The sequence below is a fragment of the Micromonospora sp. WMMD734 genome (assembly GCF_049178975.1).
Lineage (GTDB): Bacteria > Actinomycetota > Actinomycetes > Mycobacteriales > Micromonosporaceae > Micromonospora > Micromonospora wenchangensis.
The window spans coordinates 5,461,765-5,481,628 of record NZ_JBMHMK010000001.1; the positions used below are offsets into that span (position 1 = coordinate 5,461,765).

General features: G+C 73.6%; 19 protein-coding genes, 1 tRNA gene and 2 pseudogenes. 13 read left to right on the plus strand and 9 right to left on the minus strand.

Translation table 11 applies throughout. The features are described 5' to 3' along the window. Window positions 1–139 precede the first annotated feature (139 nt). Entirely contained in the window at window positions 140–805 is a 666-nt protein-coding gene (locus ACN267_RS23490; RefSeq protein WP_421489669.1) for a hypothetical protein, read from the plus strand. Here ACN267_RS23490 and ACN267_RS23495 read toward each other — a convergent pair. Further along, window positions 795–4,370 carry a protein kinase domain-containing protein gene (locus tag ACN267_RS23495; RefSeq protein WP_421489670.1) on the minus strand — a complete coding sequence of 1,192 codons (3,576 nt, stop codon included), beginning with the start codon at window positions 4,368–4,370 and terminating at the stop codon, window positions 795–797. The genes ACN267_RS23490 and ACN267_RS23495 overlap by 11 nt on opposite strands. Window positions 4,371–4,464: 94 nt before the next feature. On the opposite strand from ACN267_RS23495, the gene ACN267_RS23500 reads away from it, so the two are divergent. Continuing rightward, window positions 4,465–5,151 carry a DUF7019 family protein gene (locus ACN267_RS23500; protein ID WP_204958576.1) on the plus strand — a complete coding sequence of 229 codons (687 nt, stop codon included), beginning with the start codon at window positions 4,465–4,467 and terminating at the stop codon, window positions 5,149–5,151. Between the two features lie 14 nt (window positions 5,152–5,165). Continuing rightward, window positions 5,166–6,479, plus strand: coding sequence for a protein kinase domain-containing protein (locus ACN267_RS23505; RefSeq protein ID WP_421489671.1), 1,314 nt, complete (start codon window positions 5,166–5,168; stop codon window positions 6,477–6,479). A gap of 48 nt (window positions 6,480–6,527) precedes the next feature. On the opposite strand, the gene ACN267_RS23510 is transcribed toward ACN267_RS23505, so the two are convergent. Next, window positions 6,528–7,088, minus strand: coding sequence for a carboxymuconolactone decarboxylase family protein (locus tag ACN267_RS23510; protein ID WP_204958574.1), 561 nt, complete (start codon window positions 7,086–7,088; stop codon window positions 6,528–6,530). A gap of 197 nt (window positions 7,089–7,285) precedes the next feature. On the opposite strand from ACN267_RS23510, the gene ACN267_RS23515 reads away from it, so the two are divergent. The 6 genes from ACN267_RS23515 (at window position 7,286) to ACN267_RS23540 (ending at window position 12,199) form a co-directional block, all read left to right on the plus strand. Further along, the gene (locus ACN267_RS23515; protein ID WP_204958573.1) at window positions 7,286–8,137 is read left to right on the plus strand and encodes a siderophore-interacting protein; all 852 of its coding nucleotides are present in this window, start codon (window positions 7,286–7,288) and stop codon (window positions 8,135–8,137) included. 63 nt (window positions 8,138–8,200) lie between these two features. Next, complete coding sequence (locus tag ACN267_RS23520; RefSeq protein ID WP_204958572.1) at window positions 8,201–9,139, plus strand: ABC transporter substrate-binding protein; 939 nt, start codon at window positions 8,201–8,203, stop codon at window positions 9,137–9,139. Further along, window positions 9,136–10,185: a FecCD family ABC transporter permease gene (locus ACN267_RS23525; protein WP_239485279.1), complete on the plus strand. Its 1,050-nt coding sequence runs from the start codon at window positions 9,136–9,138 to the stop codon at window positions 10,183–10,185. The genes ACN267_RS23520 and ACN267_RS23525 overlap by 4 nt, the downstream gene beginning before the upstream one ends. Beyond that, window positions 10,182–11,249, plus strand: coding sequence for a FecCD family ABC transporter permease (locus ACN267_RS23530; RefSeq protein ID WP_421489672.1), 1,068 nt, complete (start codon window positions 10,182–10,184; stop codon window positions 11,247–11,249). Before ACN267_RS23525 ends, ACN267_RS23530 begins: the two co-directional genes overlap by 4 nt. After that, window positions 11,246–12,043, plus strand: coding sequence for an ABC transporter ATP-binding protein (locus tag ACN267_RS23535; RefSeq protein WP_281903284.1), 798 nt, complete (start codon window positions 11,246–11,248; stop codon window positions 12,041–12,043). The genes ACN267_RS23530 and ACN267_RS23535 overlap by 4 nt, the downstream gene beginning before the upstream one ends. A gap of 84 nt (window positions 12,044–12,127) precedes the next feature. Then, window positions 12,128–12,199: transfer RNA gene (locus tag ACN267_RS23540), tRNA-Lys, on the plus strand. A gap of 65 nt (window positions 12,200–12,264) precedes the next feature. Here the strand turns inward: ACN267_RS23540 and ACN267_RS23545 are convergent. The 5 genes and pseudogenes from ACN267_RS23545 to ACN267_RS23565 form a co-directional block, all read right to left on the minus strand. Next, entirely contained in the window at window positions 12,265–12,780 is a 516-nt protein-coding gene (locus tag ACN267_RS23545; RefSeq protein ID WP_239485278.1) for a tyrosine-type recombinase/integrase, read from the minus strand. After that, window positions 12,758–13,051 (minus strand): annotated as a pseudogene (locus ACN267_RS23550) (hypothetical protein); the annotation flags it as partial. The gene ACN267_RS23545 and the pseudogene ACN267_RS23550, both read right to left, overlap by 23 nt. Continuing rightward, window positions 13,041–13,307: pseudogene (locus tag ACN267_RS23555) on the minus strand (hypothetical protein); the annotation flags it as partial. The pseudogenes ACN267_RS23550 and ACN267_RS23555, both read right to left, overlap by 11 nt. Window positions 13,308–13,342: 35 nt before the next feature. After that, complete coding sequence (locus ACN267_RS23560) at window positions 13,343–14,530, minus strand: NAD(P)/FAD-dependent oxidoreductase (RefSeq protein ID WP_421489673.1); 1,188 nt, start codon at window positions 14,528–14,530, stop codon at window positions 13,343–13,345. Between the two features lie 81 nt (window positions 14,531–14,611). Then, the gene (locus ACN267_RS23565) at window positions 14,612–15,556 is read right to left on the minus strand and encodes an RNA polymerase sigma-70 factor (protein WP_204958569.1); all 945 of its coding nucleotides are present in this window, start codon (window positions 15,554–15,556) and stop codon (window positions 14,612–14,614) included. Window positions 15,557–15,732: 176 nt separating this feature from the next. Between ACN267_RS23565 and ACN267_RS23570 the strand changes: the two genes are divergently transcribed. Further along, window positions 15,733–16,125: an SCO5389 family protein gene (locus ACN267_RS23570; RefSeq protein WP_088642005.1), complete on the plus strand. Its 393-nt coding sequence runs from the start codon at window positions 15,733–15,735 to the stop codon at window positions 16,123–16,125. A 67-nt stretch (window positions 16,126–16,192) separates the two neighbouring features. Here the strand turns inward: ACN267_RS23570 and ACN267_RS23575 are convergent, their stop codons facing one another. Beyond that, window positions 16,193–16,585 carry a Fur family transcriptional regulator gene (locus ACN267_RS23575; RefSeq protein WP_145917370.1) on the minus strand — a complete coding sequence of 131 codons (393 nt, stop codon included), beginning with the start codon at window positions 16,583–16,585 and terminating at the stop codon, window positions 16,193–16,195. 103 nt (window positions 16,586–16,688) lie between these two features. Between ACN267_RS23575 and ACN267_RS23580 the strand changes: the two genes are divergently transcribed. The 3 genes from ACN267_RS23580 to ACN267_RS23590 all read left to right on the plus strand — a co-directional run bounded on the left by ACN267_RS23580 (window position 16,689) and on the right by ACN267_RS23590 (window position 18,904). Continuing rightward, on the plus strand, window positions 16,689–16,910 hold the full coding sequence (locus tag ACN267_RS23580; protein WP_421489674.1) for a hypothetical protein: 222 nt from the start codon (window positions 16,689–16,691) through the stop codon (window positions 16,908–16,910). Between the two features lie 72 nt (window positions 16,911–16,982). Beyond that, window positions 16,983–17,456, plus strand: a complete 474-nt coding sequence (locus ACN267_RS23585; protein ID WP_204958567.1) for an RrF2 family transcriptional regulator — start codon at window positions 16,983–16,985, stop codon at window positions 17,454–17,456. 221 nt (window positions 17,457–17,677) lie between these two features. Further along, the gene (locus ACN267_RS23590) at window positions 17,678–18,904 is read left to right on the plus strand and encodes an MFS transporter (protein WP_421489675.1); all 1,227 of its coding nucleotides are present in this window, start codon (window positions 17,678–17,680) and stop codon (window positions 18,902–18,904) included. A gap of 90 nt (window positions 18,905–18,994) precedes the next feature. On the opposite strand, the gene ACN267_RS23595 is transcribed toward ACN267_RS23590, so the two are convergent. Beyond that, window positions 18,995–19,777, minus strand: coding sequence for an SAM-dependent methyltransferase (locus tag ACN267_RS23595; RefSeq protein ID WP_421489676.1), 783 nt, complete (start codon window positions 19,775–19,777; stop codon window positions 18,995–18,997). Between the last annotated feature and the right edge of the window lie 87 nt (window positions 19,778–19,864).

The following is a 19,864-nucleotide window of genomic DNA, read 5'->3' on the forward strand; positions in this document are numbered from 1 at the left end:
CGCCGGCACCCCATCGGACGGCACGGCCCGACACATTCATGTGCGACACTGGCGGTCACTGTGCCCACACCTGACGGAAGGGCAGGCGATGGCCACCGCTGCGGCACCCTCAGTGCTGATCGGCGCGGTCGTCCGGGTCATGAGGGACCTGGCGGTCCACCCGCTCGCCCTGACGATCGACCGCGCCGGTGCACACGTGCTGGCCACCATGCACGCGGACGCGCTGCGGACCCGCAGCCGGGGCCCGTACCGGCAGGACGACCTGCCGCCCGAGGCCCTGGCGATGATCGACCGGCTCAGCCTGCGGCTGTCCCTCGACCCCCAGCGGGTGGACGTCACCATCGAGGGCGGCGGACCATGGCCCCGCCTGCTGCTGGAGTTGCCCGCCAAGCAGGTCTCCGTGCGGTTCGTGGTGCCCGAGGACGCCCCGCCCGGCTACCAGCCGGACGCGAACAACGTCGGGCTGTCGAGCGACGTGAACATCGCCCTGGAGTTCCTCGCCGGGTCCCTGCGCGCCCTGAACGGGCGGCTGCGCGGCGAGCCACCCGTCACGCTGACCCTGACCTATCCGGACGATCCCCACTACGAACGCAACATCGCCGGGGTGCCGGCGGAGTTCCACGAGCTCATCCCGCCGGTCGTGGCCGACCTCGCGGTCGACCGCCGCCGGTTCTCCCGCAAGCAGCGGGCCGCCCACGACGACGCGCTGCGCGCGGCGGCGTACACCGACCAGGTGATCGAGCCGATGGCCGGCGGTGGGCTCAGCACCCGGCTCGGCTCGGCCCGGCTGCGGATCAGCCCGTGAAGTCGTAGTCCCAGTCCAGCTCCCACCGCCGGATCGCCGGTCGGTTGTCCGTCGACACCAGACTGCGGCCGTCCGCCGTGAAGGCCACCGACGACACCGGCTCCGGATGGCCGTCGCAGGTGTGCAGGCGTCGTCCCGTCCGGACGTCCCAGATGCGCAGCGTACGGTCCGCATCGGCGGTCACCGCGTGCCGCCCGTCCGGGCTCACGTCGAACACGTCCGCCTCCGAGTCGAGTGTGCACACCACCCGCCCGGTCGCCGCCTCCCACGCCGACACCACCCGGGCGTACGACCCGCCGTACGCCCGGACGAGCCCGATACGTCCGTCCCGGCTCAGCGCCATGGCGTCGCCCCGGCTCGGTACGGCGTACCGCTGCCGCCCGGTGTGCACGTCCCACGCGGTCAGCTCCCCCGTCGAGTTGACCAGGAGCAGCCGGCTGTCCGGGGTGAACCGCACCGGCACCCGTCCGCCGAACCCGACGGGGACGGTGAGCACCGGCCTGCCGGTGCCCGTCCGCCACACCCGACACGTCGCGTCCTCGGCGCCGACCGACGCGGCGTACCGGCCGTCGTCGCTGAGTCGGACCGTCCACACCGGCCCCCGGTGCGCCACCATCGTCCGGATCAGATGGGACTGCTGCAGGTTCCACAGGCACAGGTTCCCCTCGGCGTCACCGACGACCGCGTACCGGCCCGCGCCGTCCATCGCGACCGCCCGCACCGCGCCCTGGTCGCCGTGCAGTTCGGCCCGCCGTCGTCCGGTCGTCAGGTCCCACAGGTGGGCGGTCCCGACCCAGTCCGCGCTGACGGCGAACCGGGCATCGGTGGACAACACGATGGTGTGCGTGTTGCCCACCCGCTCCGCGAAGGTGTGCCGTTGCCTGCCGGTCCGCAGCTCCCACACCCGGAGCAGGCCGTCGGTGCCAGCTGTCACCGCCAGGTCGCCGTCGACGCTCAGCGCCGGGGGCAACCCGGCCACGAAGGTGAACTGTCCGCCGCGCAGTTCGTACCGTTGCCAGATGCCCAGGGGCGCGGTCCGCTCGCCCGCCGTCCGCCCCAACCGCTCCCACAGCTCCCGCAGCTGCGGGTGACGCTCGAACCCGACCAGCTCGCGGGCGGCCCGCACCTCCCCGGCCGCGTCGGCCGTCCGGCCCTGGCGGGCGAGCGCCTCCGCACCGGCGATCCGCTGCCGGACCTGCGCCTCGGCCGCCAGCACCGCTCCCGCCGCCAGGGGCCGCTCGTAGCTCCACGGGGCCCGCAGGTCGGGGCGGGGCAGCCGGTGGACGTGCAGCCCCCCGTACTCGTCACCGACGACGGCCAGCGCGCCGTCCCCGCTGACCGCCACGCAGGTGGGCGACACGAGACCGGCCAGTTCCGGGGGCAGCCCGTCGGTGCGCATGGCGACGGTACGCAGGCACCGGCCGGAAACCGTGTCCCAGACCCGGGCCGGTTGGTCGGGGGTGCCGAGCCCGACGGAGACCGCCCGCTCACCATCCCCGCTGAGCACGATCTCCGCGTGCCGGTTCAGGTTGTTCGGCACCGGCCCCCGCACCCGGTTGGGCCGGGTCTCCCACAGGTGCACCATCCGCGTCTGGTGCCCGATCAGCAGGGCGTACCGGCCGGACCCGCCCAACGCCACCTGGTTGACCCCGGTCATCCGCATGTCGGCGGCCTTGACCAGACGGTGCATCCAGCGCCCGGTGTCGACCTCCCAGACCACCACACTGCCGTCACCTGGCGCCGCCGACACCGCTACCGCGCCGTCCTCGCTCAGGCCCAGCACGGTGACCCTGGCGGGACTCTCCCGGATCTCCGGCAGGATCCGGCCCGCCGCGTCCAGGTTCTGGTAGGTGCTCGGCGGATGTTCCAGGGTGCGCCGCAGCCGCCCGTCAGCCGTGTCCCGGATCTCGATCCGGCCGTTGTCGTACCCGATGGCGGCCGTGCCCGCCGCGGTGAGCGCCACCGCGGTCACCGCGGCCCGCTGGTCGGCCGGCACCCGGACACACCCGGCCCGCGCCAGGTCCCAGCACTCGACCCGGTCCCCCTCGCGGACGACGAGCGCGGCCCGGCCGTCCCGGTCGACGGTCAGGGCCGTGACGGCGGCACCCGCCCCGTCCGCACCGAGTTCGCGGACCCCGGGCTGCCCGGTCGGCGACCACACCCGGAGGCTGCCGTCCGCGCCGCCGCTGACGATCACCCGACCGGCGTGGTCGACGGCGACGGCTGCCACTGCGCCGCGGTGGCCGGGCAACCGCCGCGATCCGGGTTCCGTGCCGCGCCGGGCCACGGCGGCGGCCACCTCGGCGACCTCGGGGCCGGTGGGCGCGGCGGCCAGCAACGGCCGGGCCGCCTCGTCGTCACCCCGTTCGGCGTGCACCAACCCCAGCAGGTGGTCGGCCCGCCAGTCCTCCCCCGCGATCTCCCGCGCCGCCTGCAACTCCCCGAGCACCTGTTCGTCGGTGATCCGGCCGTGCCGCCACCGGTACAGCGCCCAGTTGTAAACGGCGGCAGGATGGTGCGGGTCGACGTCGGCGGCGGACCGCCACAGGTGTTCCGACTCCGCCGGCCGGTCGAGGTCGAGCAGCGAGAGCGCCTGGTTGGAGAGGCTGCCGGCGAGCAGGCCCGCCGCCGACGGCGGCACCCGTGGATAGTGGACGCCGAGGACGTCGGCGTACGTTCCGACGAGAGCCGTGGCCAGGTCGGCGAGGCTGTGCGGGCGGGTCGACGGGTCGACGTCGAAGCACTCCCGGAGCAGGTCGACGACCCCCTGCGGCATCGGCTGTGCCGCCGGCCCGGTCTGCCCCGCGGCCAGGTAGTCGGCGAACGCCTCCCGCGCCGCCTGACCGTAGCGGCAGGGGCGGCGACCGGCGAACATCTCCCACACGCACAGCGCCCACGACCAGACGTCGGTGGCCCGGGTGAGGGTGACCCGCGCGCCGGCCGCCGCCTCGGCCTGCTCGGGCGAGCAGTAGGCGGGGGTCATGCCGCCGAAGCTCGCGCCCAGGCTGGCGTCCACCGCCGTGCCGGTGTCCCCGTCGGCGGCGGCGCGGGCGCCGGCCAGCCCGAAGTCGGTGACCTTCGCGGTCCAGTCGCGGTCGAGGCCGACCATGATGTTCGCGGGTTTGACGTCCTGGTGGATCAGGCCCTGCCGGTGGGCGTGGTCGATGCCCCACGCCGACTGCACCGCGAGGTCGAGGGCACGGGCGAGGAACCCGCCGTCGGGGGCGTCCGGTCCCTCGTGCAGCCGCCCGGCCCGGACCAGGTGGTCCAGTGACCCACCGGCGACCCACTCGGCGAACACGCAGGGCAGCCCGTCGACCCGGCGCACGTACGCGCAGCTGACCACGTGGGGGTGCAGGCCCAGCCCGACCCAGGTGCCCGCCTCGGCCTCGAACCGGGCACGGTGCGCCTCGGTGGACAGTCGCCCGGGGCGCGGCACCTTGACCGCGAGATCGATGTCCCAGCCGGGGTGCCGGACCCGGTAGACCAGGCCCATGCCACCGGCGAGGGGCTCGTCGAGCACCTCGTAGAGATCCAGAATCCGGTCCCCGGGACGCCACGGCATGGTCTGAGCCTGGCACCCGCCGGCGTACGGGACAACTGCCGGTTGGTCGCGGACGGTAACCTCGGGGGTCGGACCGCGTCGTCAGGGAGTGACCGTGAGTTTTCGTTACTACCTCTATGTCAGCGACGCCAAGGTGGACATGCTGCTGTCCCAGATCGACCCGGGTCACCAGCGCAGGCGGGCCGCCGAGTTCAGTGTGAACCTCACCGTCGTCGGGGTGAAGCGCAGCGTCGAGAACCCCGGCACCGACCGGTTGGCCCGCCTGGAACGGGTCACCCGCTACCTGGACGAGCACGCCGACGTCGGTTCCGTTGACGAGCCGGGGCAGTTCTTCAGGGGGTTGCTGCCGATGCGGTGGGGAGTCGTCCCGACCACGGGCGAGCAGTCGCTGGTCTACTTCGGTGGCCGCACCGACGACACCGTCGTCGGGCTCGGCGGGTCGCCGTTCCACCTCGTCGGCGCGACCTCGACGGCCGAGTCCGCCGCCCGCGGGTTCGCGGGATCGTCCACGATGCCGGCGCTGCTCGCCGGGCTCGTCGACGAGGGGGCCGCACCGGTGCCTGACACCCCGCACGACACGGTGGACGGGCCGGACCCGGCCGAGGCGGCGGCGCTGGCCTCGGTGCACCAGGCCGGCAGCCGCCTGCGCGGGCCCACCCAGAACGTCGAGTTCCTCGCCAAACGGTTGCTCCACGGGCCCAGCCCGTACCCGGAACTCGACGGGCGGCCCGGCATGACCGTGCTGCTGGGCAGCCCGCTGTACGTGGCGCTGGTCGACTGACCGGGCAGCCGGGCGTGGGCACCGACGACGCAGCGGCCGGGCGACCCACCGGGTCGGAACCGGTTCCGCCGCCGGTCACGATGACCGTCCGGGCCGGGTCAACCGTCGACACGTACGTCTTCCCCCGGCCCGTCTCGGTCGTGGTGGGGCGGGCCGCCGACTGCGGGATCCGGGTGGACGACGGGCAACGGCGGGTCTCCCGCCGGCACTGCCGGCTCGACGTCGACCCGCCGCACGTGTGGGTACGGGACCTCGGCAGTCGGCACGGCACCTGGCTCGACGGCCGACCCGTCGACGGTGCGCGGCTCCTGTCGGCCGGTGCCGAGGTGCGGATCGGGCTGGCGACGTTGACCGTCGACCCGCCCGACGACGGGTCGTGGGGGGCCGCCGGGCCGGACCAGGACCTGGCGCTGCCGGCGCTGGCGGCGGCCGCCGCGCACGGGGCCCCCGGCATGGAGGGGTTCACCGACCACCGGGTGCTGCGGGAGCTCGGACGCGGCGGTCACGGCGTCGTCTACCTGGCCCGACACGAGCCGTCCGGCCGGCTCGTCGCCCTGAAGACGCTGCTCGCCGACCGGGCGGTGGACCCCGCCGCGCGGGACGCCTTCCGCCGCGAGATCGCCTGCACCCGCGGGCTGCGGCACCCCAACATCGTCGCCCTGCACGGCAGCGGCGCGGCCGACTCCGCGTTCTTCTTCACCTGTGAGTACTGCCCGGGTGGCAGTGTCGCCGAGTTCGTGACCCGGCGTGGTGGCCGGCTCACCGTCGACGAGGCGCTGCCGATCACGCTCGACGCGCTGGACGCGCTGGCCTACGCCCACCGGGCGGAGCTCGCGGTCGTGCTGGCCGACGGCCGGACCCGGACCGCCCATGGGCTGGTGCACCGGGACGTCACCCCGCACAACCTCCTGCTCGGCACCGGGCCCGCAGGTGGGACCGTCACCAAGGTCGCCGACTTCGGGCTGGCGAAGGCGTTCGAGAAGGCGGGCCTGTCCGGGCACACCGGGACCGGTGCGACCGGCGGCAGCCTCGCCTTCCAGCCCCGCGCCCAACTGGTCGACTACCGGTACGCCCGCCCGGAGGTGGACCTCTGGGCGGTCGCCGCCTGTCTCTACTGGATGCTGACGGGGGCGACGCCCCGGGACTTCCCCGCCGGGGCCGACCCGGTCGCGGTGGTCCTGCGGACCCGGCCGGTGCCCGTCCGGCAGCGGACCGGGGCCGTTCCGGCGCGGCTGGCCGAGGTGATCGACGAGATGCTCGTCGACCAACCCCGGGTCACCGCGACGACGGCCACCGAACTCGCCGACGCGCTCCGGCAGGCCCGGTGACGGTCCGCCGTGGCGGCACCCACCGACCTGCCGGGCCCGCCGGGCCGGTCACTCGTGGATGACCTCCTGTTGCAGCACGCCGAGGTAGCCGTGGGCGGCGATCCGCTGCGCGCGGTCGGTGTAGAAGTCCGGGTCGTCAGGCAGGACGGTGGCCAGCCCGTCGACGTAGCGGTTGAACATGCAGAACGCCGCCGCGATCAGCACGGTGTCGTGGATCTCCACGTCGGTGGCCCCTTCGGCCCGGGCGGCGGCCACCAGGTCTGCGGTGACCTCCCGGCCACCGCGCTGCACCGCGCCGGCCACGTCCAGCAACCTGCGCATCTTGGCCGACACCGGCGCGCTGTCGACGTCGTCGTGCACCTGCTCGACCAGGGGCATGCCCTCGGGGAGTTGCGCCGCCGCGTACGCCGCGTGAGCCGAGTAGCAGTACCGGCACTCGTTGAGGCCCGACACATAGGCTGCGATGAGTTCCCTTTCACCCCGAGTCAGGGTGCCCGGGCCACACAGCAGCGCCTCCACCAGGCCGTTCAGCGGCAACGCCGTCTCCGGCCGGAAGCGGAACAGACCGCGAATTCCGGGTTCATCGGTATTGAGCGTGATGTGTGGCATCTGAACTCCTTCGCCGACGCGGGGAAAGCCCGGATCTTTCGACCCGGCCGGCGTCAGATTGAGCCATCGCCATGGTCACCGTCAATGTTGTGCGGATTCTTGCCGATCGGATGGCCGAGTACCGGAAACGCCGCAGCCCCCGGGAGGCGTGACGGGGCGGTGAGCTGCCCGGATCAGGCACGCTAGCCTCTGCCGGCATGTCAGCATTCGGCAACTCGCCCAACGTCCTGTTCGCGACGACGGTGACGGCGACCCGGCGGCTGTCGCCCGGGTTCGTCCGGGTGACGCTCGGCGACGAGCGGCTGCGGGAGATGGCCCCGCACCACCTCGACCAGCGCATCAAGATCATGCTGCCGGTCGACGGCGGCTATCCGGCCGAGCTGCGGGCGGGGCTGCCCGAGCAGACGTGGCGACGCGAGTGGCGGTCCATTCCCGGCGATGTGCGCCCGAGGCTGCGCAGCTACACCGCGTACCGGACCCGGCCGGCGGCGGGCGAGCTGGACCTGGACTTCTACCTGCACCGGCCGCACGGCCCGGCGAGCGGCTGGGCGGCGGCGGCCCGGCCGGGTGACCGGCTGCTCCTGTCGGGCCCGCACGTGGCGGCCGGCCAACCCGGGTACGGCGTGCAGTGGGAGCCGGGGCCGGCGACGCGGGTGCTGGTCGCGGCGGACGAGACGGCGTACCCGGCGGTGCGCGGCATCCTGTCCGGCCTCGGCCCGGGGGTACGGGCGACGGTCCTGCTGGAGGCCGGCGACGCGGCGGACGCCGGCACCCTCGACGACGTGACCGCCGGCCACCGGGTCGAGGTGCGGCTGCGGGGCGACGCCCGGGGCGGGACGACGCTGACCGGGCTGGTGGCCGACTGGCTGGCCGGCGACGGTCGCACGGCGGCGACGGCGGGAACGGACTTCTACGCCTGGGCAGCTACGGAGAGTAGCAATATTGCCGTGTTGCGCCGACTGTTCACCGAAGCGCACATCGATCCGGATCAGGTGCACACCCAGGGCTACTGGCACGACCGACCGGCCCGCGAAGAGATCGATGATTAGGTAATGCTAACCTAAAAATCGCCGTGATTAGTCACTGTCAGTAGCCAGACGGGAACCTGCACCATGCGTACGCCGACCCCTCGAACAATCCGCCGACGTCTCCTCGCCCTCACCGTCGCCTCGGCGGCGGTGCTCGCCGTGGCCGCCTGCGGCTCCGACGACTCCGACCCGGCGGGCAGCGTCGGCGACACCCGAACCGTCGAACACGCACGCGGCAAGACCACCGTGCCGGACAAGCCGACCCGCGTCGTCGTCCTCGAACCGGTCCAGCTCGACACCGCCGTCGCCCTGGAGCTCACCCCGGTCGGCGCGGCCGTGCTCAGCGAGGCCGCCGGCGTGCCCAAGTACCTCGGCGACAAGGCCGCCGGCATCAGCACCGTCGGCACCGTCCAGGAACCCAACGTGCAGAAGATCGCGGCCCTCAAGCCCGACCTGATCATCGGCACCGAGTCCCGGCACTCCGCCCTCTACGACCAGCTCACCGACGTCGCGCCGACCGTGTTCATGGCGTCCCAGGCCGACCCGTGGCAGGACAACGTGAAGTTCACCGCCACCGCGCTCGGCGGCGCGGACTCCGCCGACAAGCTCCTCACCGGCTTCCGGCAGCGGTGCGCGGAGATCGCCGAGAAGTTCGGCACCGCCGGGAAGACCGCGCAGCTCATCCGCCCCCGCGACGGCGTCCTCACCCTCTACGGGCCCACCTCGTTCGCCGGCAGCGCCCTGGAGTGCGTCGGCTTCACCACCCCGAAGCGCGACTGGGAGAACTCCATCTCGGTCGACGTCTCCCCGGAACGGGTGCTGGAGGCCAAGGCCGACCACGTCTTCGTCACCACCGTCGACGTCAACGACCGCAGCACCATCCCCGCCTCGGTCACCGCCAACGCCGCCGCCTTCCCCCGCCTGCACCTCGTCGACCAGTCGTTCTGGATCACCGGGGTCGGCACGGTCGGTGGGCAGGCCGTCCTCGACGACCTCGAACGCATCCTCACCGCGTCGCGTTGACCGCCACCACACCCGCCCGCGCGGTACGGCCGGACACCGGCCGTACCGCGCGTCGTCGTACCACCCGGCGGTGGCTGGTGGGCGCGGTCGTCGTACTCGTGGGGTCGGTGGTGTTGTCGGTCTTCGTGGGCGCGAACCCGGTGCCGCCGGCGGACGTCTGGGCGGCGCTGCGGGGCGCGGGCAGCGACACCGCGCAGTACGTCGTCTGGGGGCAGCGCCTCCCGCGCACCCTCGCCGGGCTGCTGGTCGGCGCCGGCCTCGGCGTCGCCGGCGCGCTGATGCAGGCGTTCACCCGCAACGCGCTCGCCGAACCGGGCATCCTCGGCGTCAACGCCGGTGCCGCCGCGTTCGTCGCCGCCGGCATCGCCTTCTTCGGGATCACCTCGCCGGCCGGCTACATGTGGCTCGCCCTGCTCGGCGCGCTCCTGGTCGCCGTCGCCGTGTACGCCGTCGGCGGTGCCGCCGACCTGCGGGCCACCCCGACCCGGCTGCTGGTGACCGGGGTGGCGACCGGTGCCGTGCTGGCCGGCCTGACCACCGGGATCACCCTCACCCACCCGGACACCTTCGACCGGATGCGCGGCTGGAACGCCGGCAGCCTGCTCGAACGCGACACCGCAGTGGTGCTGCCGGTGCTCCCGCTGATCGTGGCCGGGCTGCTCGCCGCGCTCGTCGCCGCCCGCAGCCTCAACGCGCTGGCGCTCGGCCCCGACCTGGCCGCCGCCCAGGGCGTCAGCCTGGTCCGGACCCGGCTGCTCGTACTCGGCGCGGTGACCCTGCTCGCCGGCGGGGCCAGCGCCATCGCCGGCCCCATCTCGTTCGTCGGGCTCGTGGTGCCGCACCTGGTGCGCTGGGGCGTCGGCACCGACCAGCGCCGCATCCTCGCCGGGTCGCTGCTGGCCGGCGGGATGCTGGTGCTGCTGGCCGACGTGCTCGGCCGGATCGCCGTGCTGCCCAGCGAGATGCCCGTCGGCATCGTCACCGCGTTCGTCGGCGCGCCGATGCTGATCGCGCTGGCCCGACGCCGACGGGCGACCGCGCTGTGAACCGGCCGGTCCGCCGCACCGCCGGAGGTCGCCGGCTGCTGCTCGGCACCGACCACCGGCACGTGACCATCGGCGTACGCGAAGCCGCCGTCTGCGCCGCCGCCGCGCTCGTCGTCGCGGCGCTGGCGGTGGTCGGCCTCTGGCTGGGCGACTTCCCGCTGCGCCTCGACGAGGTGCTCGGCGTGCTCGGCGGCCGGATCGACGGGCTGACCCGCACCGTCGTACTGGAGTGGCGGCTGCCCCGCATCGCCGCCGCCGTCACCTTCGGCGCGGCGCTCGGCGTCGCCGGGGCGATCTTCCAGACCATCACCCGCAACCCGCTGGCCAGCCCGGACATCATCGGCCTGGCGAACGGCTCGTTCACCGGCATGCTGATCGCCCTGCTGCTGCTCGGCGGCGGCTGGCACCTGCTGATGCTCGGTTCCCTGGCCGGTGGCCTGCTCGCCGCGCTGGCGATCTACCTGCTCGCCTACCGGGACGGGCTCTCCGGGTTCCGGTTCATCGTCGTCGGGGTCGGCGTCTCCTCGATGCTCGCCGCCACCAACACCTGGCTGCTGCTGCGCGCCGACCTGGAGACGGCACTCTTCGCCGCCGCCTGGGGTGCCGGCTCGCTCAACACCGCCACCGCCGACGTGGTCTGGCCGGCCGCCGCGATCATCCTGGTGCTGCTGGCGGTCACCCCGCTGTGGGCGGCGGCCCTGGCCCAGCTCGAACTGGGCGACGACGTCGCCGCCGCCAGCGGAGTCGCGGTCGAGCGCAACCGCGCCCTCCTCGTGGTCATCGCGGTCGCCCTGGTCAGCGCCGTCACCACAGTGGCCGGCCCGATCTCCTTCGTCGCCCTGGCCGCCCCGCAGATCGCCCGCCGGCTCGTCCGGGCACCCGGCCTGCCGCTCGCCGCCACCGCCGGGGTCGGTGCGCTGCTGCTGCTCGGCGCCGACCTGATCGCCCAGCACGTGATCCCGCTGACCGTGCCGGTGGGGGTGGTCACGGTCACCCTCGGCGGCGCGTACCTGCTCTGGCTGCTCGTCCACGAGATCAGGAGGACCCGATGGTCGACCAGCTGACCGCGCGGCTACGGGCCGAGAACGTCACCCTCCGGTACGACCAGCGGACCGTCAGCGCCGACCTGTCGTTCGCCGTGCCCGACGGCTCGTTCACCGTGCTCATCGGGCCCAACGCGTGCGGCAAGTCGACGCTCCTGCGGGCACTGTCCGGGCTGCTCCGCCCCGCCGGGGGCCGGGTCACGCTCGACGGATCGGACCTGGTCACCCTGCCGGCCAAGGAACGTGCCCGGCGGATCGCGCTGCTGCCGCAGACCATGACCGCGCCCGAGGGGATCACCGTCCGCGAACTGGTCGGCCGGGGCCGCTACGCCCACCAGCGGGTGCTACGCCGTTTCTCCCACGCCGACGAGGAGGCCGTCGAGTCGGCGCTCGACGCCACCGGCACCACCGACCTGGCCGACCGGCGGGTCGACGAACTCTCCGGCGGGCAACGCCAACGGGCGTGGATCGCCATGGTGCTCGCCCAGGAGACGCCCCTCGTCCTGCTCGACGAGCCCACCACCTACCTGGACGTGGCACACCAGATCGACGTGCTCAACGTGCTGCACCGCCTGGTCACCCGGGGACGCACCGTGGTGGCCGTGCTGCACGACCTCAACCACGCCGCCCGGTACGCCACCCACCTGGTGGCGATGCGCGACGGCCGGATCGTGGCCGAGGGACATCCGGCGTCGACGGTCGACGCCGGGCTCGTCGCCGAGGTGTTCGGGATGTCGAACCAGGTCGTCCCCGACCCGGTCACCGGAGCGCCCATGGTCGTACCGGCCGACACCCGGGAACCGGCTGCCGGGTGAGGTGGGCGACGGGAGCCCGGCCGTCGGGGCTGCCCGTAGGCGTACCCGACCCGGAGGGCGTGGTCGGGTAACCTGTGGGCGAACGGGCCGCTAGCTCAATGGCAGAGCTGAGGACTTTTAATCCTTAGGTTCAGGGTTCGAGTCCCTGGCGGCCCACTCTTCACCGCCTCCGAGCTGGGAACGCGCCAGACAAAGATCATCGGGCACAGCCAGGGCACAACTCAGCTCGAATGTTGGTCGCCGCGAGGTTCCCGCCGGGTGCTGTCTGCGTTCCGCAGGAGGCCACCGACGAGGCCGCGCGGACGGTCCTTCTTAGGCATCCAGTGGACGTAGGTTTCCAGCGTGATCCGCAGGTTGGCGTGTCGGAGCGCGTTCTGCACCTCCTGGGGCTCGACACCATTGCTCATCAGGGTGGTGGCGAAGAAGTGGCGCAGGGAGTGAAAGGTGCCCTCCTTCGGCCAGCCGGCGGCTTCGCGCCAGCCCGCCCACAGCTCTGACCAGTAGTTGTCGGTCAACAGCTTCCCCCGGGACGAGGTGAACAGGAAGGCGACCGAACGAGTCCGCCGCTCCCCCGCAGTGATGTCGGGAAGGATGAACTCGACGGGGCCGACGTCGCTGATATGGGCGGTCAGTTCCTCGGCGACGACCGCGTCCAGGTCGCCGGTGCCGGTGGAACCGCTCTTGGGTGTCGAGAGGTAGAAGCCGCCGAAGTCCCCATCGCCGCCACCGCCGGACAACGTCGCTCGCGTCGAGATCGGTCGCTTCCGCGATGTCCGTCAGGTCCGCGCCCGCCCGTAGAGCGGTGTGGATTGTCGAGGGTTGCCAGCGAGTCCACCAGGACACCATCGCAGCGGACAACGCCAGCTCCGCCAAGACGTCATCGAGTCCGTATGCCGGCGTCCGAGCGACGGCATGGGCATGAAGATCGAGAAGGCGTTGGAACGGGTTGATCTCTTCCGCATCGGCGAACCGCAACGGCGGGTCGGTCGGCCCGGGTTCATCGGGCACCGCCTGACGCCCGTGAGCTGGGCAAAGTCAGCGGTAGCGAATCACCGGCGATCGTGGCGGCGTGGTTCGCATGGTGGTACCTCCGGCCCACCGCATATTCGGTTGTCGCCTGTGCCACCAGTGCACGGTCGAAGGGATCACGGTGATGCGATGGCAGTCGTCCGGCGGCGACGGCGTGGGCGTGGGGCACCGGTAGCTCCCGGAAGCCCATGTCTCTCACCCGCTCGGCAAGGTCGGGAGGTCCACCAACTTTCCCGCCGGGAGCCGCGTGCGGTGCGGTTGGCCCGCCGTTCAGGCGGGCCTCCGCCCGAGCGACGCTTCGCCGGGAACCACGTGGCGGCGACGGCTCGGCAACATCCAGGTCGGGTGCGACATGCTCCAGGCCGCGCCCCGACAGATCAGTTCCTTGACGCGTGCGGCCGGCCGGCCGGTGAGCGCCGACGGTTTGGGCTGGTCGTCCGGGGTCACCCATTGCACGACCGCGTCGCGGCGGCCGAGGCTGACGCACTGCGCGGCGTAGTGGATCGTGTTCGGGGGGACCCGGCGACCGGTCAGTCGCGCGGCGATGACGTCGGCCGCCAACTGGGCGGACGGAATCCCCGAAGCGCAGGACATCCGCAGTGGTGCGCCGTTGACGCCGGGTGCGGATGCGGCATCACCCACGGCGTACACGTCGGGGTGGGAAACCGACCGCATGGTGTCGTCGACGACGATCTGCCCGGTCGCGGAGACCTCCAGGGTCGTGGCCGCGGCGATGGGGTGGACGCCGAATCCGGCGGTCCAGACGGTCACCCGGGCCGGGATCATCCGGTCGCCGTCGGTGACGACGCCGGTCGGCTCGACGCCGACGACGTCGGTGTGCTCGTGCACGGTGATCCCGAGCCGGTCGACGACCGTACGCAGGTGGTTGCGGGCCTTGTCGCTCAGCCAGTCGCCGAGGCCGGCCCGGGTGGCGAGGGAGACCTCAAGATCCGGCCGGGCCCCGGCGATCTCGGTGACGGTTTCGATGCCGGTGAGACCACCACCGACGACCAGCACGGTGGCGCCCGCGGGGAGCTCACCGAGGCGGCCACGCAGTCGGAGCGCGGCCTGCCTGTCCGCGACGGAGTGGGCGTTCTCGGCGACCCCGGGAACTCCGTGGTCCGTGGCGGTGCTGCCGAGGGCGTACACGAGCTGGTCGTAGGCGATCTCGCCGGGACCGTCGGCCTCGACGAGGGCGACGGTCCCGCGTTCGGCGTCGACGGCCGTGACCTGTGCGATCCGCACCTGCACGCCGGTGCCGGCGAAGACGTCGGTCAGCCGGCGGGGCCTCAGGTGCTGGCCGGTCGCCAGCTGGTGCATGCGGACCCGCTCGACGAACTCGGCGTCCGCGTTGACCAGGGTTATCTGGGTGTCGGAGGGGTGCAGCCGCTTCGCCAGGCGTGCTGCGGCGTTGGCTCCGGCGTACCCGGCTCCGAGAACGACGATGCGGTGCTTCATGGTTCCGCTCCTGTCCGGTCGGTGTTGCTTCCTGAACCGGACGGCGGGGCGAAACCTGACAGCTGCCGTACGTGACCCCGGTCACCAGTCGCCGGTCAACGGCTCCCCGGGCCGGGCCAGGGCCCACTGACGGGTCGCCCGCTGGAGCTTCTCCGGGTTCACCTGGGCGTGGACCGCCGCGATGCCGTCGGTGGTCACGTCCAGCGACAGGATCCCGACGACCCGGTCGTCGACCACCATCACGAGCGCGGGCACACCGTTGGCGAGCGCGGCGAACACGTCGGGGCGACCACCCACCAACTCCCACTTGGCATCGCCGGGCGTGAACAGCGTGCGCAGGAACCTCGCCACCCGCAGGCCACCGGTGATCGGCTGGCGCACCGCGAGGACCGTGCCGCCGCCGTCGCCGATGCTGACCGCGTCGTCGGTCAGCATCCGTACGAGCGAGTCGGTCCTGCCACTGAGCGCGGCGGCCAGGAACTCCTCGACGACCTTGCGGGCCGCGTCCGCGTCGACCGCCACCCGGCGTCGGCCGTCGGCCACGTGCTGCTTCGCCCGCCGGTAGATCTGCTGACAGTTCGCCTCGGTGAGGTCGAGCACCTCGGCGATCTCGGCGTGCGGGTATCCGAACGCCTCGCGCAGGACGTAGACGACCCGTTCCCTGGCCGAAAGCCGCTCCAGCAGCGTGAGCATCGCGATCGACACCGACTCCCGCTGCTCGACGGTGTCGGACGGGCCGAGCATCCGGTCACCGGCGAAGACCGGCTCGGGCAGCCACTGACCCACGTAGGTCTCGCGCCGGGCCCGTGCCGAGGTGAGCCGGTTGAGGCAGATGTTGGTGAGCACCTTCGTCAGCCACGCCTGGGGCGTCTCGATCAACTGCCTGTCGGCGGACTGCCAGCGCAGGAACGTGTCCTGCACCGCGTCCTCGGCGTCGCTCGTCGACCCCAGCATGCGGTACGCGAGCGCCTCCAACCGGGCCCTGGCTTCCTCGAAAACCTCGACCTCGTGCTCCCCCACCGGCATGGCCCCCAGTCAACCATCCACACCCGAGGGCGCTACGAGCCGACAGCCGGCGGGGGCGCGGCGGGGACCCGGCAGGTCGGCAGGGAGTGTCGCGGTTGACGCGGACGGGGTGTCGTGGTGTGCTCACCACGTTAGCGCTAACGACAATCATAATCGTTATCAGCTGAGGAGCACCCATGTCTCTCACCGTGCCATCCGCCCTGCTGGAAGCCGCCGAGGCGGGCCCCGTCGACGACCGGGACTTCGTCGCCTGCGTACGGGAATCGCTGCCGTACGCCTGGCAGACCGTGAGTCGGGTCGTCGCCGACCTGGAGTCGTCAGGCGCGGACCGGGCGGACAACGTCGTACCGCCGCCCGGTGACGCGGAGCGGGGGCAGTTGCTGCGCGCGATGGCCAGCGACGCCATCCGGGCCAGCCTGGAGCGCCACTTCGGGGTGAAGCTGGCGTTCCAGAACTGCCACCGGGTCGCCGCGTTCCGGCCGGCGGCTGTCGACTCGGAGCCCTACCGCCGGTTCGTCTCCACCCGGGGTCAGCTCCTGAACCAGTCGCCCGAGCTGCGCAACTGCTGACCCGTCGCCCGGGTGCGCCGGAGCGGGAAGAACCCTCCCGGTCCGGCGCACCCGGCGGCCCTGGTCGTCAGCGGGCGCACTCCGCGCAGGTGCCGAAGATCTCGAAGGTGTGCCCGACCTCGGTGAAACCGTGCTGGGCGGCGACCTGGTCGGCCCACCGCTCGACCGCCGGCCCGGCCACCTCGACGGTGCTGCCGCACCGGCGGCAGACCAGATGGTGGTGGTGGCGGCTCTGGCTGCACCGCCGGAACAACTGCTCGCCGCCGGGCAGCCGGGTGGAGTCGATCTCCTGGGCGTCGACGAGCAGCTGGAGGGTGCGGTAGACCGTAGTCAACCCGACCCGGGCCTTGCGGGCCAGCAGCATCTGGTGGAGCTGCTGCGCGGTGTGGAAACCGTCGACCTCGCGCAGCAACGCCAGCACCTCGCCGCGCTGACGCGTGTTCCGGGTCACGTTCGGCATCGCCTGGGTCACCGTACCGCCGTCTCCGCTCGTCGCCCCGGCCCCGCCCGGCGGCCGTCGCTGCTCCCCACCCCCACCGGTCCACGCGGAGGCCGTACCCATTATGCGCTGCGGATACGGGCACCCCACGACCCGTGCGGGCCCGGGCGGCGCGGACGGCGAGCAGTCCGCTGCGCACCTGTTCGGTGGCGGCGAAACCCATCCGGGGGTGCTGCGGGCGCTGCCGCGACGCAACGAACGGGTCGGCCGGTTCTGGTTGGCCTCCGACCAGCCCGGCCCCGGGGCGTCGTACCCGGGCGGTGGTGTCGGGACCCGGCCGGGGTGACCCGCGCGACGGGGCCGATCCGCGGGTACGGCTGCGAAGCTAACCAGGACGTGTAATATCCTGGTTATGCGGATGAGCGAGCAGGTCGAGTGGGGGCTGCACTGCTGCCTCACCCTCGCCTGGATCGGCGGCGAACACCCGATGCCCGCCGTCCGGCTCGCCGAGTGGTTCGAGCTGCCCCCGGCCTACCTCACCAAGTGCCTCCAGGCCCTCACCAGGGCCGGCATCCTCCAGTCGGTGCCCGGCGCGCGCGGCGGGTTCCGGCTGGCCCGCCAACCGGCGGACGTGACCGTGATGGACGTGACGGTGGCGATCGAGGGCGCCGACAACCCGTTCCGGTGCACCGAGATCCGCCAACGCGGCGCGGGGGTCGACCCCTCCGCGCCGGAGTTCCGCACCCCGTGCGCCATCAGCACCGTCATGCACCGCGCCGACCTGGCCTGGCGACGCGAGCTGGCCGGCCACACCCTGGCCGACCTGCTCGCCTCGGCACCGGCGGAGGCGGCTGAACGCACCCGCCGCCGCTACGCGCTGCTGCGCGGCTGACGCCCCGCCCACCCCCTCCGCGGCCGCCGACCGACCGTCGGCCCACGCACCCGCCGGCCACCGGTCCACCCGCGACCGGCCGGAGGCCACCCGCGCCCGCACCACCGGCCGCCGGACCGGACCGACCCCCCGCCGCCCGCACCCGGTGGTCGTCCACACCCGAATCCGTGCCCGGCGTACCCCGCCGCGCCGCCGCATGCCGTCCCGCATCCGGAGACCTCATGTCCCACCTGCACACCCGTACCGGCCCGGGGCCGGACACCGCCGCCAGGCCCGGCCGGGGCCTGCGCTTCACCCTGATCCTCGCGGCCGGCACCTTCGCCGTCGGCACCGACGCGTTCGTGGTCGCCGGGCTGCTGCCCGACATGGCCGCCGCGCTGCGGGTCTCCACCGCCGCCGCCGGGCAGTCGGTGACGGTCTTCGCCATCTCGTACGCGATCCTCGCCCCGGTGCTGTCCACCCTGACCGCCCGGCTGCCGCGCCGTACCCTGCTCGTCGCCGCGCTGCTGGTGCTCGCCGCCGGCAACCTGGTCTCGGCCGCCGCCGACACGCTGCCGGTCCTGATCGTCGGGCGGATCGTCGCCGCCGCCGGTGCCGCCGCGTACACCCCGAACGCGGGTGCGGCAGGCGCCTCCCTGGTCCCCCCGGCGCTGCGCGGGCGGGCGCTGGCGGTGGTGATCGGCGGGCTCACCGTCGCCACCGCGCTGGGCGTCCCGTTGGGCGGGCTGACCGGCCGGTGGCTCGGCTGGCGGGCCGCGCTCGTCGCGGTGGCCCTGCTGGCGCTCGCCGTCGCGGTGGCCGTCCGGCTGGCGATGCCCGCGCTGCCCGGCGCGGCGGCGGTGCCGCTGCGCGCCCGGTTGACCGCGCTGCGCCAACCGGCCGTGCTCGCCGTGCTGCCGCTCACCGTGATCGGCATGGCCGCCTGCTACACGGTGTACGCCTTCGCGGTGCCCACCCTCGGCACGCTCGGCGTCGGCGCGTACCAGGTCAACCTGATGCTGCTGCTCTACGGGCTGGGCGCGGTCGCCGGCAACGTCGCCTCCGGCTACGCCACCGACCGGTGGGGTGCGGTGCCGGTGCTGGTGGTCGGGTACGCCGCGATGGTCGTCGCGCTGGGCGTGCTCGGCGCGCTCAGCACCGCCGGGTCCGCGCCGATCCTCCTGGTCGGACTGCTGGTCGCTGCGTGGGGCGCGGCGAGTTGGTGCCAGACCCCGGCGCAGCAGCACCGGTTGATCGCCGCCGCGCCGCAGCAGGCCCCGCTGGTGGTGTCGCTGAACTCGTCGGCCATCTACCTCGGCATCGGCCTGGGCACCACCGCCGGTGGGGCGGCCCTCACCTCCGGCGTGCCCACCATGTACGCCCTCGGCGCGGCCGGGGCGGTGCTGGCCCTGCTGGTGCTCCACCTCGGACGGCGGATCACCGGGCGCACCCCGGCGGTGCCGTCGTGACCTGCTGCCCACCCCACCCTGACCACCACCGGAGGGCCGGGTGGGGCGGCAGCCCGGCCCGGCCGGGCGTCGGGCGGGGCGGCCCGGCGGTCAGCGGCGCAGGCCCATCCCGGCGTAGCCGTGGGAGATCCGCTCCCGGGGTTCCCCGTCGGGCCGCCACTCGGCTACCCGGACCAGTCCCGGGTCGACGAGGTCGTAACCGTCGAAGAAGCGCAGCACGTCGGCGTGCGGACGGGGCACCAGCGGGGCGCTGCTGCGTTGGTAGACCGCCCGCCCCTGCTGGGTGGGCAGCGGCGGGGCCCCGTCGGTGGTGAGATGGGAGATGACCAGCGGGCTACCGGGGACGGTCGCGTCCCGCAGCCGGGCGACCGAGGCCCACGGCTGCTCGTCGTCGGTGACGAAGTGCAGCACCGCCACCAGCAGCACGGCCACCGGGCGGTCGAAGTCGATCGCCGCCCGCACGTCGGGGTGGGCCAGCAGTTCGTCCGGCCGGCGCAGGTCGCCGTGGACGACGGTGGTCCGCCCGTCGGCCGGCAGCAACCGCCGGGCGTGGGTGACCGCGACGTCGTCGTAGTCGACGTAGACCACCGTCGAGTCGGGGGCGACCTGACGGACGATCTCGTGCACGTTGCCCTGGGTGGGCAGCCCGGCACCGATGTCGAGGAACTGGCGTACGCCCAGCTCGGCGGCGTGCCGGACGGCCCGGCGCAGGAAGTGCCGGTTGGCCTGGGCGGCGATCCCGGTGTCCGGGAAGATCCGCAGGATCTGCTCGGCGGCGGCCCGGTCGGCGGCGAAGTTGTGGCACCCGCCGAGGTAGTAGTCGTACATCCGGGCCACGTTCGGCCCCTGCTCGGCGTCGGTCGGCGCGGTCACCGGCCTCTCCCTCCACTCGGTTCGTCGCTGCGGGGCGTCCCGCCGCCGGGCGACGGGCACCCGCGCCCCGATTTCTAGCACCCGGGG

Bases quoted from the DNA above. Each gene is read 5' to 3' on its own strand.
- ACN267_RS23490 (WP_421489669.1), top strand. From the start codon at position 140: ATGAGGGACCTGGCGGTCCACCCGCTCGCCCTGACGATCGACCGCGCC.
- ACN267_RS23520 (WP_204958572.1), top strand. From the start codon at position 8,201: ATGCGTACGCCGACCCCTCGAACAATCCGCCGACGTCTCCTCGCCCTC.
- ACN267_RS23580 (WP_421489674.1), top strand. From the start codon at position 16,689: ATGCGCTGCGGATACGGGCACCCCACGACCCGTGCGGGCCCGGGCGGC.
- ACN267_RS23560 (WP_421489673.1), bottom strand. From the start codon at position 14,530: ATGAAGCACCGCATCGTCGTTCTCGGAGCCGGGTACGCCGGAGCCAAC.
- ACN267_RS23510 (WP_204958574.1), bottom strand. From the start codon at position 7,088: ATGCCACACATCACGCTCAATACCGATGAACCCGGAATTCGCGGTCTG.
- ACN267_RS23570 (WP_088642005.1), top strand. From the start codon at position 15,733: ATGTCTCTCACCGTGCCATCCGCCCTGCTGGAAGCCGCCGAGGCGGGC.
- ACN267_RS23590 (WP_421489675.1), top strand. From the start codon at position 17,678: ATGTCCCACCTGCACACCCGTACCGGCCCGGGGCCGGACACCGCCGCC.
- ACN267_RS23515 (WP_204958573.1), top strand. From the start codon at position 7,286: ATGTCAGCATTCGGCAACTCGCCCAACGTCCTGTTCGCGACGACGGTG.
- ACN267_RS23565 (WP_204958569.1), bottom strand. From the start codon at position 15,556: ATGCCGGTGGGGGAGCACGAGGTCGAGGTTTTCGAGGAAGCCAGGGCC.
- ACN267_RS23575 (WP_145917370.1), bottom strand. From the start codon at position 16,585: ATGCCGAACGTGACCCGGAACACGCGTCAGCGCGGCGAGGTGCTGGCG.
- ACN267_RS23585 (WP_204958567.1), top strand. From the start codon at position 16,983: ATGAGCGAGCAGGTCGAGTGGGGGCTGCACTGCTGCCTCACCCTCGCC.
- ACN267_RS23495 (WP_421489670.1), bottom strand. From the start codon at position 4,370: ATGCCGTGGCGTCCCGGGGACCGGATTCTGGATCTCTACGAGGTGCTC.